The organism is Lactococcus sp. FSL K6-0773 (genome assembly GCF_038006485.1).
Taxonomy (GTDB): Bacteria; Bacillota; Bacilli; order Lactobacillales; family Streptococcaceae; genus Lactococcus; species Lactococcus lactis.
Map to the genome: position 1 here is coordinate 2201738 of NZ_JBBOVF010000001.1, position 17376 is coordinate 2219113.

Annotated in this window: 13 protein-coding genes and 2 pseudogenes; 12 read left to right on the forward strand and 3 right to left on the reverse strand. The window is 34.3% G+C overall.

The window, feature by feature from the left end; translation table 11 throughout:
* Positions 1 to 35: 35 nt before the first annotated feature.
* The 9 genes and pseudogenes from MHB61_RS11070 to MHB61_RS11110 all read left to right on the forward strand — a co-directional run.
* Positions 36 to 773 (forward strand): annotated as a pseudogene (locus tag MHB61_RS11070) (MurR/RpiR family transcriptional regulator); the annotation flags it as partial.
* Between the two features lie 278 nt (positions 774 to 1051).
* A complete protein-coding gene (locus MHB61_RS11075; protein WP_004254704.1) occupies positions 1052 to 2440 on the forward strand; it encodes a glycoside-pentoside-hexuronide (GPH):cation symporter in 1389 nt (462 codons plus the stop codon).
* Positions 2441 to 2569: 129 nt separating this feature from the next.
* Positions 2570 to 3589 carry a galactose-1-epimerase gene (gene galM, locus MHB61_RS11080; RefSeq protein ID WP_004254708.1) on the forward strand — a complete coding sequence of 340 codons (1020 nt, stop codon included), beginning with the start codon at positions 2570 to 2572 and terminating at the stop codon, positions 3587 to 3589.
* Between the two features lie 26 nt (positions 3590 to 3615).
* Positions 3616 to 4815, forward strand: a complete 1200-nt coding sequence (locus tag MHB61_RS11085) for a galactokinase (protein WP_004254713.1) — start codon at positions 3616 to 3618, stop codon at positions 4813 to 4815.
* A gap of 173 nt (positions 4816 to 4988) precedes the next feature.
* Positions 4989 to 6470 (forward strand): UDP-glucose--hexose-1-phosphate uridylyltransferase, encoded by a 1482-nt coding sequence (locus tag MHB61_RS11090; protein ID WP_004254716.1) that lies wholly within the window; start codon positions 4989 to 4991, stop codon positions 6468 to 6470.
* A 40-nt stretch (positions 6471 to 6510) separates the two neighbouring features.
* Positions 6511 to 7133: pseudogene (locus tag MHB61_RS11095) on the forward strand (sugar O-acetyltransferase).
* Positions 7134 to 7138: 5 nt separating this feature from the next.
* Positions 7139 to 10135, forward strand: a complete 2997-nt coding sequence (locus MHB61_RS11100) for a beta-galactosidase (protein WP_127093583.1) — start codon at positions 7139 to 7141, stop codon at positions 10133 to 10135.
* Between the two features lie 51 nt (positions 10136 to 10186).
* Entirely contained in the window at positions 10187 to 11167 is a 981-nt protein-coding gene (galE, locus tag MHB61_RS11105) for a UDP-glucose 4-epimerase GalE (RefSeq protein ID WP_010906245.1), read from the forward strand.
* 122 nt (positions 11168 to 11289) lie between these two features.
* The gene (locus MHB61_RS11110) at positions 11290 to 12234 is read left to right on the forward strand and encodes an alpha/beta hydrolase (RefSeq protein ID WP_010906244.1); all 945 of its coding nucleotides are present in this window, start codon (positions 11290 to 11292) and stop codon (positions 12232 to 12234) included.
* 12 nt (positions 12235 to 12246) lie between these two features.
* Here MHB61_RS11110 and MHB61_RS11115 read toward each other — a convergent pair whose 3' ends face one another.
* Positions 12247 to 12624, reverse strand: a complete 378-nt coding sequence (locus tag MHB61_RS11115) for a MerR family transcriptional regulator (RefSeq protein WP_010906243.1) — start codon at positions 12622 to 12624, stop codon at positions 12247 to 12249.
* 77 nt (positions 12625 to 12701) lie between these two features.
* On the opposite strand from MHB61_RS11115, the gene MHB61_RS11120 reads away from it, so the two are divergent.
* Positions 12702 to 13070: a carboxymuconolactone decarboxylase family protein gene (locus MHB61_RS11120; RefSeq protein WP_004254740.1), complete on the forward strand. Its 369-nt coding sequence runs from the start codon at positions 12702 to 12704 to the stop codon at positions 13068 to 13070.
* 86 nt (positions 13071 to 13156) lie between these two features.
* Here the strand turns inward: MHB61_RS11120 and recF are convergent, their stop codons facing one another.
* Both recF and yaaA read right to left on the reverse strand, forming a co-directional pair.
* A complete protein-coding gene (recF, locus tag MHB61_RS11125; RefSeq protein ID WP_010906242.1) occupies positions 13157 to 14233 on the reverse strand; it encodes a DNA replication/repair protein RecF in 1077 nt (358 codons plus the stop codon).
* On the reverse strand, positions 14233 to 14595 hold the full coding sequence (gene yaaA / locus MHB61_RS11130) for a S4 domain-containing protein YaaA (RefSeq protein ID WP_004254746.1): 363 nt from the start codon (positions 14593 to 14595) through the stop codon (positions 14233 to 14235). The genes recF and yaaA overlap by 1 nt, the downstream gene beginning before the upstream one ends.
* Positions 14596 to 14792: 197 nt before the next feature.
* Between yaaA and yfmF the strand changes: the two genes are divergently transcribed.
* Together yfmF and yfmH are read left to right on the forward strand one after the other, a co-directional pair.
* A complete protein-coding gene (gene yfmF, locus MHB61_RS11135) occupies positions 14793 to 16079 on the forward strand; it encodes an EF-P 5-aminopentanol modification-associated protein YfmF (protein WP_021214872.1) in 1287 nt (428 codons plus the stop codon).
* Positions 16069 to 17352 carry an EF-P 5-aminopentanol modification-associated protein YfmH gene (gene yfmH / locus MHB61_RS11140; RefSeq protein WP_004254752.1) on the forward strand — a complete coding sequence of 428 codons (1284 nt, stop codon included), beginning with the start codon at positions 16069 to 16071 and terminating at the stop codon, positions 17350 to 17352. Before yfmF ends, yfmH begins: the two co-directional genes overlap by 11 nt.
* The last annotated feature ends 24 nt before the right edge of the window (positions 17353 to 17376 follow it).

The following is a 17376-nucleotide window of genomic DNA, read 5'->3' on the forward strand; positions in this document are numbered from 1 at the left end:
TTTTTTGATAACAACAAGCGAATCAATGGAGTAAAAATATGTCCAATTTAACCAATGCTGAATCCTATACTTGGCAAATTATTCAAGAAAACTATGAGAAAATTCCACAATTATCAATTTCAGAATTGGCAGAATTGGCTCATGTTTCTCTCTCAACTGTCAATCGAACAGTAAGAAAAAAAGGTTTTGAAGGTTATGGTGAATTTAGATATTCAATTCGTGAGAAAAAACTTCCTGAAATCAATGGTTTTTCCAAAGAAGTCTTGGGGGCTATTGCTAAAAATCAAGAAGAACTTTTGAAAACAATAGAAAATATCTCTGCTGAAGAAATTGAAAAAGCTGTGGAGTTGATTCAAGAATCAGAGGAAATCTTAATTTTTTCACGAGGCTTATCAACAAACGTTGCTGACGAACTGATGAAAAAGTTGCAACTTTTCCGTAAGCCCGTCAGTTTGCATGATGATTCAAAATACATGGCTTACTATGCCCGTTTTGTTAATGAAAAAAGCCTAATCATCGTTTTATCACTTTCAGGAGAAACAGTAGAAATTTTAAATGCTCTAAATATTGCCAAAGGACAAAATCCCAAAATATTATCCTTAACTGTTAATGCTAATACCAGTCTGACCAATCTTTCGGATATAAGTTTGATTGGTTACAAGAGTAGTCTTGAGGTGAATTATTTTGATTTAGATGTTCATAGTAGACTCTCATTATCCATTTTATCAAGAGTTCTAATTGATGCTTACTCCATTTATACTTTAAAACAATAATGCTTCGATATCAAGTCATATCGAGCTTTTTTTTATAAAAAGAGCAAAATAGAAAGGGTTTCCAAAAGATAAGCTAAAATTGGAAACCCTTTCTTAAATCAAAGTGTTATACTCTAAATGTGAGCGATCTCAAAATGAAATTGAAGACTGTTTCGCTTTTAAAAACTTATCCAAAATAAAAGTTTTCCCAACCAAGGATTACTCGTTTCAAAAGGCAAAACAGTAGCTTTGTAGATTTACTTATGAATTAAGTAGATTTAGTATAAAGGAGGATTCCCATGAAAGAGGGAAAAATGAAACAACGTTTATCGTACGCTTTTGGTGCATTAGGACATGATGTTTACTATTATTCAATTAGTACATTCTTCATCGCCTTTGTAACGGCACAAATGTTTGCTGGAACACCACATGAGGATGCGATGATTGCTTTAGTCACTAGTTTAGTCGTTATTATTCGTTTAATCGAAATTATTTTTGACCCAATCATTGGTTCAATTATTGATAATACCCACACAAGATGGGGAAAATTTAAACCTTGGTTGGTTGTTGGTGGGATTATGTCATCTTTGATGATTATGCTCATGTTTTCAGACTTCTTCGGACTAGCAAAAAGTGATAATCGTACATTATTTGCCATTGTCTTCATCATTGCCTTTATTATTCTTGACGCCTTTTATTCATTCAAAGACATTGCCTTCTGGTCAATGATTCCAGCGCTATCAGAAAAAAATTCTGAACGTGAAACACTTGGAACTTTCGCCCGTTTTGGCTCAGCAATTGGTGCGCAAGGGGCAACTATTTTAGCGATTCCAATCACAATTTTCTTTACTAAAGGTGGACATGCTCAAGGAGCAAGAGGATTCTTTGCTTTTGGTGTTATTGCCGCTTTGGTCCAAGGAATTTCGGCTTTGGTAACCGCTTGGGGAACTAAAGAACAAAAATCAGTTATTCGTCAAGAAGGAACCAAAACAAATACATTGGATGTATTTAAAGCGCTCCTAAAAAATGACCAATTAATGTGGTTGTCACTTTCATATATTTTATTTGCCATTGCTTATGTGGCAACAACAGCAACTTTGATTTTGAACTTTACTTTTGTTATTGGAAATGCTAGTCTTTATTCAATTACAGGAATTGTCGGATTCATTGGTTCAATCATTCTCGTCCCAATGTTTCCGATTTTAGCTAAAAAATTTGGACGACGCAAAGTTTTGACTGGAGCAATCATTTCAATGCTTCTTGGTTATCTCTTGTTCGTTTTAGGAAGTTCAGTAGCAATGACTGTTGCTGGATTAATCTTCTTAACTGCCCCCTATCAACTTGTTTTCTTGTCAGTATTAATGACAATTACTGACTCGGTAGAATATGGTCAATGGAAAAATGGAGTACGTAATGAAGCCGTAACGCTTGCCATGCGTCCATTGCTTGATAAAATTGCCGGCGCTTTCTCAAATGGTATCTATGGATTTGTGGCAATTTCAGCCGGAATGACAGGTTCAAAATATATCGCTGGACACACTTACGGTGTGGCAACATTTAAACTCTACTCATTTGTAGTTCCAGCCATTTTGATGATTATCGCTTTAGCAGTTTATTTATTCAAAGTTAAATTGACTGAAAAACGTCACGAAGAAATTGTTGCAGAACTCGAAGAACGTTTAAAATAGGTAAATAATTTACTGACAGCTTTTGTAAGATAGAAAATAAAAAGATGAAATTTGTTTAAACTGTCATCAGTAAATCTGTCAGTAGAATTTTTAAAATTTGATTAAAGGTCATTATAGTTAGGAAATATCATGGAAATTAAAATAAGAGATTTTGGCTTAGGAAGTGACTTAATTAGTCTAACCAATAAAGCAGGTGTCACAATTTCTTTTACAAATCTGGGCGCTCGGATTGTTGACTGGCAAAAAGATGGAAAGCATCTGATTCTAGGCTTTGATTCAGCTAAAGAATATTTAGAAAAAGATGCCTATCCTGGTGCAACTGTTGGACCTACAGCAGGAAGAATTAAGGATGGTTTGGTCAAAATTTCTGGGAAAGATTATATCTTAAATCAAAATGAAGGCCCTCAAACCTTACATGGTGGGGAAGAAAGTATTCATACTAAACTTTGGACATATGAAGTTACCGATTTAGGAGCTGAAGTTCAAGTCAAATTTTCCTTAGTTTCTAATGACGGAACAAATGGTTATCCTGGTAAAATAGAAATGTCAGTAACTCATTCTTTTGATGATGACAATAAGTGGAAAATTCATTATGAGGCCATTTCTGATAAAGACACTGTGTTTAATCCAACTGGGCATGTCTATTTTAATTTGAATGGTGATGCTAGTGAATCTGTTGAAAATCATGGACTTCGACTGGCCGCTTCAAGATTTGTTCCTTTAAAAGACCAAACAGAAATTGTTCGTGGTGATATCGTTGATATAAAAAATACAGACTTGGATTTCCGTCAGGAAAAACAATTATCAAATGCCTTCAATTCTAATATGGAACAAGTTCAATTAGTTAAAGGAATTGACCATCCTTTCTTGTTAGACCAGTTAGGACTTGATAAAGAACAAGCTCGTTTAACGCTTGATGATACTTCAATTTCAGTCTTTACCGACCAACCAAGTATTGTGATATTTACAGCAAATTTTGGTGATTTAGGAACTCTTTATCATGAGAAAAAGCAAGTGCACCATGGTGGAATTACTTTTGAATGTCAAGTATCACCTGGGTCTGAGCAAATTCCAGAGCTTGGAGATATCAGCCTAAAAGCGGGAGAAAAATATCAAGCAACCACAATTTACAGCTTGCATACAAAATAAAGAAATAAATTTAGAGGAGAGAAGAAATGTCTATAGTTGTAGAAAATAGTACTGTATTATCAGCATTAACAGAAAAATTTGCAGAAGTTTTTGGAGATACAAAAGAAGTTGAATACTTTTTTAGCCCAGGACGAATTAATTTGATTGGTGAACATACCGATTACAATGGGGGATATGTTTTCCCAGCATCAATTATAATTGGAACAACAGGACTAGCTCGTCTGAGAGAAGATAAAAAAGTCAAACTTTACTCAGAAAATTTTCCTAAATTAGGCGTCATTGAATTTGATTTAGATGAAGTTGAAAAGAAAGATGGTGAGCTTTGGTCTAATTATGTTAAAGGAATGATTGTCATGCTTAAAGGAGCAGGATATGAAATTGACAAAGGTTTTGAATTGTTGATAAAAGGAGAAATTCCTACAGCATCTGGCCTTTCATCATCAGCATCACTTGAGCTTTTAGTCGGCGTTGTTTTGGATGATTTATTTAACTTAAATGTTCCACGTCTTGAATTGGTTCAATTAGGACAAAAAACAGAAAATGATTATATTGGTGTTAATTCTGGAATTTTAGACCAATTCGCTATTGGTTTTGGTGAAGTCAAAAAAGCAATCCTATTGGACTGTAACACTCTAAAATATGAGATGGTTCCTGTTGAACTTCGTGATTATGATATTGTTATCATGAATACTAACAAACCGCGGGCTTTGACAGAATCAAAATACAACGAACGTTTTGCTGAAACACGTGAGGCGCTCAAAAGAATGCAAACGAGATTGGACATTCAATCACTTGGAGAATTATCAAATGAAGAATTTGATGCCAATACTGATTTGATTGGGGATGAAACATTAATTAAACGTGCACGTCATGCCGTTTATGAAAATAATCGAACTAAAATTGCTCAAAAAGCATTTGTTGCAGGTAATTTGACAAAATTTGGAGAACTTCTTAATGCTTCACATGCTTCTTTGAAAGATGATTATGAAGTCACAGGACTTGAACTTGATACCTTAGCAGAGACTGCTCAAAAACAAGCCGGTGTCTTGGGGGCCAGAATGACTGGAGCCGGATTTGGCGGTTGTGCAATCGCTCTTGTTGCTCATGACAATGTTTCAGCCTTTGAAAAAGCCGTCGGCCAAGTTTACGAAGAAGTTGTCGGTTATCCAGCAAGCTTTTACGTCGCTCAAATTGGTTCTGGTTCAACAAAGTTGGATGTTGAATAAATCAAATAATATTTAAAAAATTTTATGAGTGATTTAAGTGAGTTAACATTAAATTAGTGATAGCAAATTCAAGCACTCAAAACTAAGTGCTTGAATTTTGTATTCATTTCCAAAACTCACTAATCAAGACAAAGCAAGAACTTTACTTACAGAAGTAAATTAGAAAGTATTTTATGTCAATTTATCAATCAATTCAAGATTTTATTAGTCTTGCTTTACAAAATGGAACGATTGAGCCACTTGATGAGCTCTATCACAGAAATCAACTTCTTCATTTTCTTGGTCTAAATGATTGGGCAGAAGTCGATAAAGAAGCTCACGAGAAAGATTCCTTGATTTTAATGGACCAACTTTTAGCGATTGCAAATGAAAATAATGTGATTGAAAAAGGACAAGATGAATTTTATGAAGCCGCTCTGATGAATTTTATTACACCACGCCCAAGTAAAATCAATCAAGATTTCTGGGAAAAATATAAGACTTCTCCAGATGCAGCAACTCAATATTTTTATGAACTGGCACAGCAAGTGAACCAAGTAAAAACTCGAGATATTGCACGTAATATTGCCTTTAGTCATTTGACAAAATATGGAAAACTTGAAATAACGATTAATCTCTCAAAACCAGAAAAGGACCCCAAAGCCATTGCGGCAGCTAAATTAGTAAAGGCTTCCTCTTATCCAGCCTGTCAACTTTGTTTGGAAAACGAAGGATTTTATGGCATAGGAAATAAACCTGCTCGTTCTAATCATCGAATCATTCAAGTCTCAATTAACGGCGAAGACTGGGGCTTCCAATATTCTCCTTATGCCTATTTTAATGAACACTCGATTTTACTAAATGCTAAACACCAACCAATGGAAATTAATAAACGTGCTTTTGATAATTTATTGGGATTTCTAGATCAATTTCCTGATTATATGATTGGTTCTAATGCAGATTTACCAATTGTAGGAGGGTCAATTTTGACTCATGACCATTATCAAGCTGGACGTTATGAATTTCCGATGGCAAAAGCTGAACTTCGAGAAGAAATTAAACTTCAACAATTTCCAGAAGTTTCTTGCGGAATTGTGAATTGGCCAATGTCTGTTCTAAGATTATCAAGTAAAAACCAAGTAGAACTTTCAAAAGCTGCAGATGAACTTTTAAAAAAATGGCAAGTTTATAGTGATGAAAGTCTTCAAATCAAAGCTAAAAGTGCTGACGGAAAGCTTCATCATACAATTACTCCGATTGCTCGAATTCGAGAGGGGAAATATGAATTAGATTTAGTTTTACGAGATAATAATACAAGTGAAATTTATCCAGATGGAATTTTTCATCCACATCCAGCCTTACACCATATTAAAAAAGAAAATATTGGATTGATTGAAGTGATGGGACTTGCAATTTTACCAGCCAGGTTAAAGACAGAACTTTTGGAAGTTGAAAAATATCTCTTGAATCAAGAAAATGAGATGTCAGAAATTCACAAACCATGGGCTGAAGAATTGAAAGAAACAGAATATTTTTCAAAAGAAACAGTTCATGAAACAGTTCAGGAAGCAGTTGGAGAAGTATTTGAACAGGTGTTAAAAGATGCCGGAGTATTCAAAGATAATGAAGTAGGACAAAAAGGTTTTTATGAATTTATAAATTTCGTAAATAATTAATTTTCATAAATCAAGAGAGCTTTAAAAAGGAGTTGATAAAATGCCTAAATTAGAAAGCTACAAACGAGTTCACACAGAAGAACTCTACTTTCCTAACGATCAAAAATTATGGAAAGAGCAACAAGAAGCTTTAGTTTTACTGGAAAAGTTTAATCAAACTTCAGTGACTCAGCCAGAGCAACAAATGGAACTTCTAAAAAAATGTTTTCAGAAATTGGGGAAAATTGTTTTATTCAACCCCCTTTTTATGCTAATTTTGGCGGAAAAAATGTTCATTTTGGGACAGAGATTTATGCTAATTTTAATCTAACATTGGTTGACGATACAGATATTTTTGTAGGAAATCATGTCATGTTTGGACCAAATGTTACGATTGACACGGCGACACATCCTGTCTCGCCTGACTTACGTAAACGAGGGGCTCAATATAATAAAAAAGTTTACATTGAAGAAAACGTTTGGCTAGGTGCTGGTGTAATTGTTTTACCTGGTGTTAGAATTGGAAAAAATAGTGTGATTGGCGCAGGGAGTCTTGTAACTAAAGACATTCCAGATAATGTGGTTGCTTTTGGAACTCCTTGTATGGTTAAAAGAAAAATTAATGATTCTGACTTTAAAACTTATGATCATGGAAAAAAGATTGATTTAGATGAGTTCATCTGAAAGGAATGGCTATGATGACAATGATTGATGTACTAGAGCGTAAAGATTGGGAAAATCCAGTAGTTTCAAATTGGAATAGGTTGCCAATGCATACACCTATGGACTTTTTAGAAAAGCAATCACTGAATGGTCTTTGGAATTTTGATCATTTTTCTAGAATTTCAGATGTACCTAAAAATTGGTTAGAACTGACGGAGAGTAAAACGGAAATTATCGTTCCAAGTAATTGGCAAATAGAATTTAAGGATAAAAGCGATGTTCCAATTTATACAAATGTGACTTATCCTATTCCAATTCAGCCTCCTTATGTACCAGAGGCTAACCCAGTTGGAGCTTATAGTCGCTATTTTGATATCACAAAAGAATGGCTTGAGAGCGGTCATGTTCACCTTACATTTGAAGGGGTTGGATCAGCTTTTCATTTTTGGTTGAATGGGGAATACGGAGGTTATTCAGAAGATAGCCGCTTGCCTGCTGAATTCGATATCAGCAACCTGGCCAAAGAAGGTCAAAATTGTTTAAAAGTTCTAGTTTTTCGTTGGTCAAAAGTCACCTATTTTGAAGATCAAGATATGTGGCGAATGTCAGGTATTTTTCGTTCGGTGAACTTACAATGGCTTCCAGATAACTACTTGTTAGACTTTTCTATAAAAACAGATTTGGATGAGGATTTAGATTTTGCAAATGTAAAACTTCAAGCATATGCTAAAAACATGGATGATGCTTGTTTAGAATTTAAGCTTTATGATGACGAACAATTAATTGGAGAGTGTCATGGTTTTGATGCAGAAATTGGAGTAGTCAATCCAAAATTATGGTCAGATGAAATTCCCTATCTTTATCGTTTAGAATTAACTTTAATGGACCGGAGTGGGGCGGTATTTCATAAAGAAACAAAAAAAATTGGTATTCGAAAAATTGCTATTGAAAAAGGACAGCTAAAAATAAACGGGAAAGCACTTCTTGTTCGTGGAGTGAATAAGCACGAATTTACCCCTGAGCATGGTTATGTCGTTTCTGAAGAAGTGATGATTAAAGACATCAAATTGATGAAAGAACATAATTTTAATGCGGTCCGCTGCTCTCATTATCCTAATGATTCACGCTGGTATGAATTGTGTGATGAATATGGATTGTATGTTATGGATGAAGCAAATATCGAAACGCATGGAATGACTCCGATGAATCGTTTGACAAATGATCCGACTTATTTACCATTAATGAGTGAACGTGTTACACGAATGGTTATGCGTGACCGTAATCATCCATCAATTATTATTTGGTCTCTTGGGAATGAGTCAGGTTATGGAAGTAACCATCAAGCTTTATATGATTGGTGTAAATCATTTGATTCTAGCCGCCCTGTTCATTATGAGGGGGGAGATGACGCAAGTAGAGGAGCAACAGATGCCACTGATATCATTTGTCCGATGTATGCTAGAGTAGATAGTCCAAGTATTAATGCGCCTTATTCATTAAAAACCTGGATGGGGGTAGCTGGAGAGAATAGACCACTAATTCTTTGTGAATATGCTCATGATATGGGGAATTCATTAGGAGGATTTGGGAAGTACTGGCAAGCTTTTCGAGAAATTGACCGATTGCAAGGTGGATTCATCTGGGATTGGGTGGATCAAGGTTTATTAAAAGATGGAAATTATGCTTATGGAGGTGACTTTGGGGACAAGCCAAATGATCGTCAGTTTAGCCTTAATGGTCTTGTTTTTCCAAATCGTCAAGCAAAACCAGCTCTTCGTGAAGCAAAATATTGGCAACAATATTATCAGTTTGAATTGGAGAAAACTCCACTAGGTCAAGTTTTTGCCTTTACAGTTACAAATGAGTATCTATTTCGAAGTACTGACAATGAAAAATTATGTTACCAACTGATCAATGGCTTAGAAGTATTATGGGAAAATGAGCTTATATTGAATATGCCTGCTGGAGGGTCTATGAGAATAGACCTGTCTGAGTTGCCTATTGATGGAACAGATAATTTATTTTTGAACATTCAAGTTAAAACAATTGAGAAATGTAATCTTCTTGAGTCTGATTTTGAAGTTGCTCATCAACAATTTGTTCTACAAGAAAAAATTAATTTTACTGACAGAATAGATAGTAATGAAGAAATTACACTTTTTGAGGATGAAGAGCTACTGACCGTACGATCAGCAAAACAGAAATTTATTTTTAATAAAAGCAATGGTAATCTCTCGCGCTGGCTTGATGAGAAAGGCAATGAAAAGTTACTGCATGAGCTCTCAGAACAATTTACAAGGGCTCCATTAGATAATGATATTGGTGTTAGTGAAGTTGAACATATTGATCCTAATGCTTGGTTAGAACGTTGGAAGGGTATTGGCTTTTATGAGTTAAAAACGCTTTTGAAAACTATGATAATACAAGCAACAGAGAATGAAGTAATTATTTCTGTCCAAACAGACTATGAAGCAAAAGGAAAAATTGCATTTTCAACCATTCGAGAATATCATATTTTTAGAAACGGTGAACTTCTTTTAAAAGTTGATTTTAAAAGAAATATAGAGTTTCCAGAACCAGCTCGAATTGGCTTGAGTCTTCAACTAGCTGAAAAAGCAGAAAATGTTACATATTTTGGACTTGGCCCAGATGAAAATTATCCTGACCGAAGAGGGGCAAGTTTATTTGGCCAGTGGAATTTAAGGATTACTGATATGACAACCCCTTATATTTTTCCTAGTGAAAATGGGTTGAGGATGGAAACCAGAGAGTTAAATTATGGTCGTTTAAAAGTTCGGGCAATGGGTCAATCTTTTGCTTTTAATCTAAGTCCGTATAGTCAAAACCAGCTTGCTAAAAAGGGACATTGGCATCTACTTGAAGAAGAAGCAGGAACATGGTTAAATATTGACGGATTCCATATGGGTGTAGGTGGAGATGATTCATGGAGTCCAAGTGTCGCTCAGGAATATTTATTGACAAAGGGAAATTATCATTATGAAGTTAGTTTTAAATTAACGTGATGATCCAAATTTTCAAGAATTTGATATAATATAGAGAAAATGGAGGTTCTTATGACGGTTTTAGTTCTTGGTGGAGCAGGATACGTGGGAAGTCACGCGGTAGATATGCTTCTTAAACGTGGTTACGATGTGGCAGTGGTGGATAATTTAGTGACAGGCCACCGTGAATCTGTTCCAGCAAATGTACGCTTTTACGAGGGTGATGTACGTGATCAAGCTTTCTTAGCAGATGTTTTTGAAAAAGAAAATATTGAAGGAATCATGCACTTTTGTGCTTACTCTTTAGTGGGTGAGTCAATGCAAAAACCTTTAATGTATTTTAATAATAATGTTGGTGGTGCTCAAGTAATTCTAGAAACGATGGAAGAATTCGGAGTAAAACATATTGTTTTCTCAAGTACAGCAGCTACATTTGGAATTCCAGAAAAAAGTCCAATTTCAGAAAAAACACCTCAAAAACCAATTAATCCTTATGGTGAAAGCAAATTAATCATGGAAAAAATGATGAAATGGCAATCGCAAGCAACTGATATGACTTATGTCGCTTTACGTTATTTCAATGTTGCAGGGGCTAAGGATGATGGTTCAATTGGTGAAGCTCATAAAAATGAAACACATTTGATTCCAATTATTTTGCAAACTGCACTTGGTCAAAGAGAGTTCATTACTATTTATGGTGATGACTATCACACGCCTGATGGAACTTGTATTCGTGATTATATTGATATGGAAGATTTGATTGAAGCACACATCAAAGCACTAGAGTATCTTAAAGCGGGCGGTCAGTCTGACCAATTTAATCTCGGTTCAAGTAAGGGTTATTCAAATCTTGAAGTGCTTGAAACCGCACGAAAAGTAACAGGTAAAGAAATTCCAAGCCAAATGGGTGAACGCCGTGCAGGAGACCCAGATGAGCTGGTTGCTGATTCAACAAAAGCTGGTGAAATTTTGGGTTGGAAAGCACAAAATGATTTAGAGCACATTATTACGAACGCTTGGAAATGGCACCAAAGTCATCCAAAAGGTTACTAGTTAATTATCTAAAATTCGAAAAAAAAAGCTCAAATTTTTGAGCTTTTTTTGTATGTAATCGTCATGAAAATGTAATGGTAATTGTGATAATTATTATTAAAAAAATTGATATAATAAAGTGGATGAAAAAAAGACAGTTAAGAAGAAATAAAAATAAATTTAAAAGAGTATCACTAGCTTTTTTTGGTTTAGTGATTATTTTAGCGGGAGCTCTTTTTCTTTTTTGGCCTAAAGGGATAACCTCCGTGACCAAAAATAATGATAAACAAACGTCATCAATATCGACAAAAACTAGTAGTAGCTCCATATCAAATTCAGGAAAACAAGTGATTTATCCAACAATTTATATTACAGGTTCTGGAGGGGACGTATCGTCAATTAATCGGTTAGTTACTCAACTTTTACCAATGGAAAAAGCGGGGGATAAACCATTGGTTCTCATGTCAGATGTTCAGAAAGACTATGAATTAAAAGTTGAAGGAAATATTTCTAAAGATATGCAGTATCCAATGATTGAATTTGGAACGGTTGCCAAAACGGATTCGGGCTCTCTTTTTTCCAAAGGATTACAAAAAGCAATTAGTTATCTGGTGGAGCATTATCAAGTACCATGGATTAATTTAGTTGGTTATTCTTCTGGTGCAACTGGAGCAATCTATTACATGATTGATACGGCAGATAAATCTAATTTTCCTCCGGTCAATAAATATTTTTCTTTAGAAGGGGAATATAATGATGTAACAAATCTTGTTGCAGGAGAAACTTTGACGGATGTGTTGAAAAATGGCCCTTTAATTAAAACTACAATGTATAATTATATTGCTGATAACTATAAAAAGATATCACCAAAAACAAAAATGATGTTGTTAGAAGGAGATTTTGATACGGAAAAACAGACGGATAGTGCTATTCCGTGGGCAGATAGTTTTTCAATTTACCATCTTTTTAAAAAGAATGGAAATGAAATCATTGCAAGTTTGTATCCAACGAAACTTAGGCATTCAAAAGCTCCGACAAATCCAACTGTAGCAAAATATGTTAAAAATTTTTTATATGAAACACCATAAAAAAACTCGGAATTAAGATTCCGAGTTTTTTTGAAGAGTTTCATAGTAATGATGTTTTTTTTGTAAAATAAAATCTAAGTGACCTTCTAAGTCAGTAATTTGTTGGCGTAAAATTCGCTCTTGTTCAACTAAAAGTGAAATACGTTGAATAATTGTTGAATCACCTTGCTCTCTTAAGCGAGAATAATCTTGGATTTTTGCAAGAGACATTCCTGTTGCTTTAGCTCTTTTGATAAAGAAAATCCATTCAAGGTCAGCTTCTGTAAACTCTCGATAATTACTAGAGTTTCGAGCAGGTTTTAATAAATCAAGTTCTTCATAATAACGAAGAGTAGCGATTGGAAGTTCTGTCAGTAAAGCTATTTCTGAAATTTTATAAGTTTTAGTCATTTTTTTCTCTTTTTTGCTTGCCCTCAAGTTAACTTGAAGGTTTATAATGATTTTATCATAGAAAGCTGGTAAATAAAATGAATAAAAAAGAAATTGGTTTAAAAAATTTAGCGAAAATTGACGGAGCAGCTGCTGAAGTTGTTTTTGATTCACTCAAAGACCTTGCACCAGACTTGAATAATCTGATGCTAAAATTTGCTTTTGGAACGATTTATGAGCGAGGAGTTCTCAATTTTAAAGACCGTGAATTGATTACTATCACCAGTTTGTTGACTCAAGGAGGCTGTGAAAATCAATTGCGCGTGCATATTCAAGCTTCGTTAAATGTTGGACTAACGCAAGAAGAAATTATTGAAACTTTTATTCACTATGCTCCTTATGTCGGTTTTCCAAGAGTTTTAAATGCTATCTTTGTTGCTAAGGAAATTTTTACTGACAGAAAGTAAAAAAGTTACTGATGAATTTTTGTCATAGGATAGCTGTTACTGCTTTAGCAGTTTACAGATATGCTAGTAGTTTCATCAGTAACTTTTTATTGCTCTTGTTCAATGGTTCCAGCATTAACATGGAAAATACTCAGATTTTCAGGTAAATTTTTAAGATGATCAAGAGTAGTTGTAGTTATAAAAGTTTGTGTTTTACCCAAACTTGTTTCAATCAAATCAAGTTGACGATGATTGTCTAATTCACTCATGACATCATCTAAAAGTAAAATCGGATACTCACCAGTCTCTTCAAAAATTAAATCAATTTCTGCTAATTTAATTGAGAGAGCAACGGTTCGTTGTTGTCCTTGACTACCAAAATCAGCAACATTAATCTCATTGATAAAAAATTGTAAATCGTCACGATGAGGGCCAACCGATGTTTGATGCCTAAAAATATCATGGTCTTGTCTGCTCAATAATTCTTTTGAAAAGTCAGTTTTCACATTTTGATTATAAATGATTTTTAAATTTTCTTTACCATGAGTAAGTTGCTCATGGATTTTTTTTGCATGAACTTCAAGTTTATCAATAAAATTTTGCCGCTCAAGCATGATTTTATTACCATGTTCAGCTAATTGTCCGTCAAGAACACTTAAAAAATTTTTATCAATTTTGTCTTTATCAAATTTTAAGTAAGCATTCCGTTCTTTTAACGCACGATTATATCGCATGGAATCATAAAGGTAAACCGCATGGATTTGTCCCAGTTCAATATCCATAAATTTTCTGCGGGTAGCTGGAGAACCTTTGACTAATTCCAAATTTTCAGGTGCAAACATCAAGATTTTTAGTTGACCAATGTAGTCGGCTAAGCGATTTTCTTTGAGATGATTGGCTTTAGCAATTCTCCCTTTGGGACTTAATTGAACTTCAAGTGGAACAGTTGCATGAGCTTTTTCAACGACTCCTGAGACCTTCATTTCTTGTTGTGACCAAGAAATGAGCTCTTTGTCGTGACTTGTTCTGTGACTACGAGTGAGTGCTAAAAAATGAATCGCCTCAAGAATATTTGTTTTCCCTTGAGCATTTTGTCCTAAAAAAATATTGAGATTAGGGTGAAAATCAAGTTTTAATTCCTCATAATTACGAAAATTTTTGAGTTCAATTGCTTTGAGTTTCATTATTTTCTACCAGGAAAACGTGGCGGAGCTTTTTTAGCTGGTTTTGTCGTCTTGTTTTCCGCGTTCATTTTTTTCACAATAGCTTTAACACGCGCTTCTTCAACTTTTTCTGCTTCATGTTCTTTAATCGCATCAGCGTCAGCTTGCTCAAAAGTAACTTTTAAATCAAAAGTTGGAAATTCTAATAAATCTCCGTCACGGAGTTTTTTGCCACGACGATTTTCAGCTTCGCCATTATAGAAAATATTTCCTTCGTTTTCAGCAAGGAAAATTTTTGCTTGACCTCCTGTTGAAATTAATCCAAGTTCTTTCAAAACTTGTCCGAGTGTGATATATTCTTCAAATAAAATGTATTTTTTCATAGTCTTATTTTAACATAAATCTGAAATTTAGTTCATTGGAAATTTAGAAATTTATTGAATAAAATAAGGAAGCTTTAAGATAAAAATTATTCGTCATTTTCGTTAGGAAATCTCACAAAATTCCTTCAGTTTTTGGTATAATAAAGGTTGCCTTAATAACTAGAAAAAGCTTGATAAAATAGGAAAGTGATAGTCAATTGACAGAAATTAAAATGGCAGATGGAGTGATGCTTCATCTCATTAAAGAAAGCAAATTTAAAACAGTAAGACTAATGGTTCGTTTTCGTGAAGAAATGTCAGCTGACACCCTTGGGAAACGTGTCCTTATTTCTAATATGCTCGAAAGCACTAATGCGGTTTATCAAACCGGAAAAGATTTTAGTCGCAAATTATCTGAAATGTATGGCGCTTCGTTTACGACAGGAGTGGCTAAAAAAGGGAAACAACATTTACTTTCTCTTAATATGAGTATCGTAAATCCTAAACTTGTTGATTTTGATACTTTGGGAGCAGCAGTCGATTTCTTGAAAATTGCAATTTTTCAACCCGATGCTGCTAATGGTCAATTCAATCCCGAAATTTTCAAAAGAGAGCAAAGAAATTTATTGCATTATTTGGCCTCAATGAATGATGACCGTTCTTATTATGCCAGCCGTCAGTTGGCTAATTTATTCTTTGAAGATGAGAATCAAGCATTACCAAGTGTTGGAACGAGCGAATTGATTGCCAAAGAAAATCCAAAAGCCGTTTTTGAATATTATCAAAAAATGCTGACAGACAATGCCATTGATATCTTTGTCTTAGGTGATGTAGATGAAAAACGAATGATTGAACGATTCTCAGACTTCAATTTTACTGACAGAGCTGTCAGTAAAGAAATTTCTTATCAACAATCACTGACAGAAAGCTCAGTAGTGACAGATGAAAAAGAGGTGGCTCAATCTATTTTGCAATTCGCTTATCAAATGCCAATTGCTTATGGAGACAAAAACTACCTTGCTTTGCAAGTGATGAATGGACTTTTGGGAGGTTTTGCTCATTCAAAACTCTTTACCAATGTTCGGGAAAAAGCAAGTTTAGCCTATTCAATTTCTTCAACTTTTGATTCTTTCACAGGTTTTCTAAAAATTGCAGCTGGAATTGACGTTGAAAATTATGAAGAAGCCAAAAGTTTAATCTTTGAACAATTAGAAGCCATAAAATCAGGAGATTTTACAGAATTAGAAGTTGAGCAAACCAAAACAATGTTACGAAATGCTTATTTTGTGGGGCAGGATTCGCCGTCAAACACAATTGAGTTAGAGTATGTAAAAGCACTTATTCCAGATAAATTTTTACCGATGTCTGAATTTTTAAATGCCCTCGAATCTGTTTCAAAAGCCGATTTGATTAGCGTTGCAAAATCATTAAATCTGCAGGCAGAATACTTTATGAAAGGATTTACTGTGAATCAGGAAAAAATGGAGGTCAGCCTTGAAAAGTAAGTTTTATGAAAAAATAGGTGAGAGATTATTTACAGATATTTTGCCTAATGGCTTGACAGTTTATTATCTTCCAAAAGCAGATTACAATCGAACTTACGGCTTGTTCACTACAAATTTTGGTTCACTTGATACAAGTTTTGTCCCATTGGGAGAAAGTGAATTTCAGACTTTTCCAGAAGGAATCGCCCATTTCTTAGAGCATAAACTTTTTGAAAAAGAAGAGGGTGATGTCATGTATAAGTTTGGAGCTTTGGGAGCTCAAACTAATGCTTTTACAAGTTTTTCAAGGACTTCGTACCTTTTTTCTACTCGTGAAAATTCTTATGAATGTACAGAACTTTTACTTGATTTTGTCCAAAAACCTTATTTTACAAAAGAAAATGTTGAAAAGGAACAAGGAATTATTCAACAAGAAATCCAAATGTATCAAGATGACAGCGATTGGCGTCTTTTTGCAGGGCTTTTGGAAAAAATGTATCCTGATTCTCCTTTAGCAGCTGATATTGCTGGGACACCGGCAACAATTAATGCCATTACGGCAGATGATTTGTATAAAAATTATGAAGTTTTTTATCATCCTAAAAATATGAATTTGTTCCTAACAGGTCCTTTTGATATTGAGATGATGTCAGACTTTGTAAGAAGTAATCAAGCTAAAAAAGACTTTGCTGATCTATCAGAAATTCAAAGAAAAGAAATTAAAGCGAGCGAACCAATTTCGGGAGAGAGTTTGGAACTTGAAGTCGCCATGCCAAAATTTGCTTTGGGTCTGCGCGGTGAAGACCAACTTTCAAGTGACTCAAAGACCCTATTTAAATATAAATTAGCCAATCAACTTTTTCTCGATTTGCTTTTTGGTAGAACCAGTCAGCGCTATGAAGAGCTTTATAATTCAGGGCTAATCGACGATTCCTTTGGTTTCTCCTTTGATTTGGACAAGAGATTTCATTTTGCAGTGTTGACTGCTGACACAGAAAATCCGCAAATTTTAGGTCAAACTTTGCAAGAAGCCATAAAAAGTTATAAAATAGATAGAGATTTTAGTGAGGAACATCTCGACTTACTCAAAAGAGAAATGTTGGGAGATTATTTTAGTTCATTAAATTCGCTTGAATATATTGCTAATCAATTTTCATCAGAAATTTATGGTGACTTAACTTTCTTTGATTTCCCTGAAATTTTGAAAGAATTAAGTCTGTCAGAAATTGAAAAATTTGCTGACCAATTTATTTCTGAGATGAAAAAAGTAGAATTTACAATTTTACCTAAATAAATCCCTCTGTCAGTAAGACAGAAA

Bases quoted from the DNA above. Each gene is read 5' to 3' on its own strand.
- MHB61_RS11075 (WP_004254704.1), top strand. From the start codon at position 1,052: ATGAAAGAGGGAAAAATGAAACAACGTTTATCGTACGCTTTTGGTGCA.
- galM (WP_004254708.1), top strand. From the start codon at position 2,570: ATGGAAATTAAAATAAGAGATTTTGGCTTAGGAAGTGACTTAATTAGT.
- MHB61_RS11085 (WP_004254713.1), top strand. From the start codon at position 3,616: ATGTCTATAGTTGTAGAAAATAGTACTGTATTATCAGCATTAACAGAA.
- MHB61_RS11090 (WP_004254716.1), top strand. From the start codon at position 4,989: ATGTCAATTTATCAATCAATTCAAGATTTTATTAGTCTTGCTTTACAA.
- MHB61_RS11100 (WP_127093583.1), top strand. From the start codon at position 7,139: ATGGCTATGATGACAATGATTGATGTACTAGAGCGTAAAGATTGGGAA.
- galE (WP_010906245.1), top strand. From the start codon at position 10,187: ATGACGGTTTTAGTTCTTGGTGGAGCAGGATACGTGGGAAGTCACGCG.
- MHB61_RS11110 (WP_010906244.1), top strand. From the start codon at position 11,290: ATGAAAAAAAGACAGTTAAGAAGAAATAAAAATAAATTTAAAAGAGTA.
- MHB61_RS11115 (WP_010906243.1), bottom strand. From the start codon at position 12,624: ATGACTAAAACTTATAAAATTTCAGAAATAGCTTTACTGACAGAACTT.
- MHB61_RS11120 (WP_004254740.1), top strand. From the start codon at position 12,702: ATGAATAAAAAAGAAATTGGTTTAAAAAATTTAGCGAAAATTGACGGA.
- recF (WP_010906242.1), bottom strand. From the start codon at position 14,233: ATGAAACTCAAAGCAATTGAACTCAAAAATTTTCGTAATTATGAGGAA.
- yaaA (WP_004254746.1), bottom strand. From the start codon at position 14,595: ATGAAAAAATACATTTTATTTGAAGAATATATCACACTCGGACAAGTT.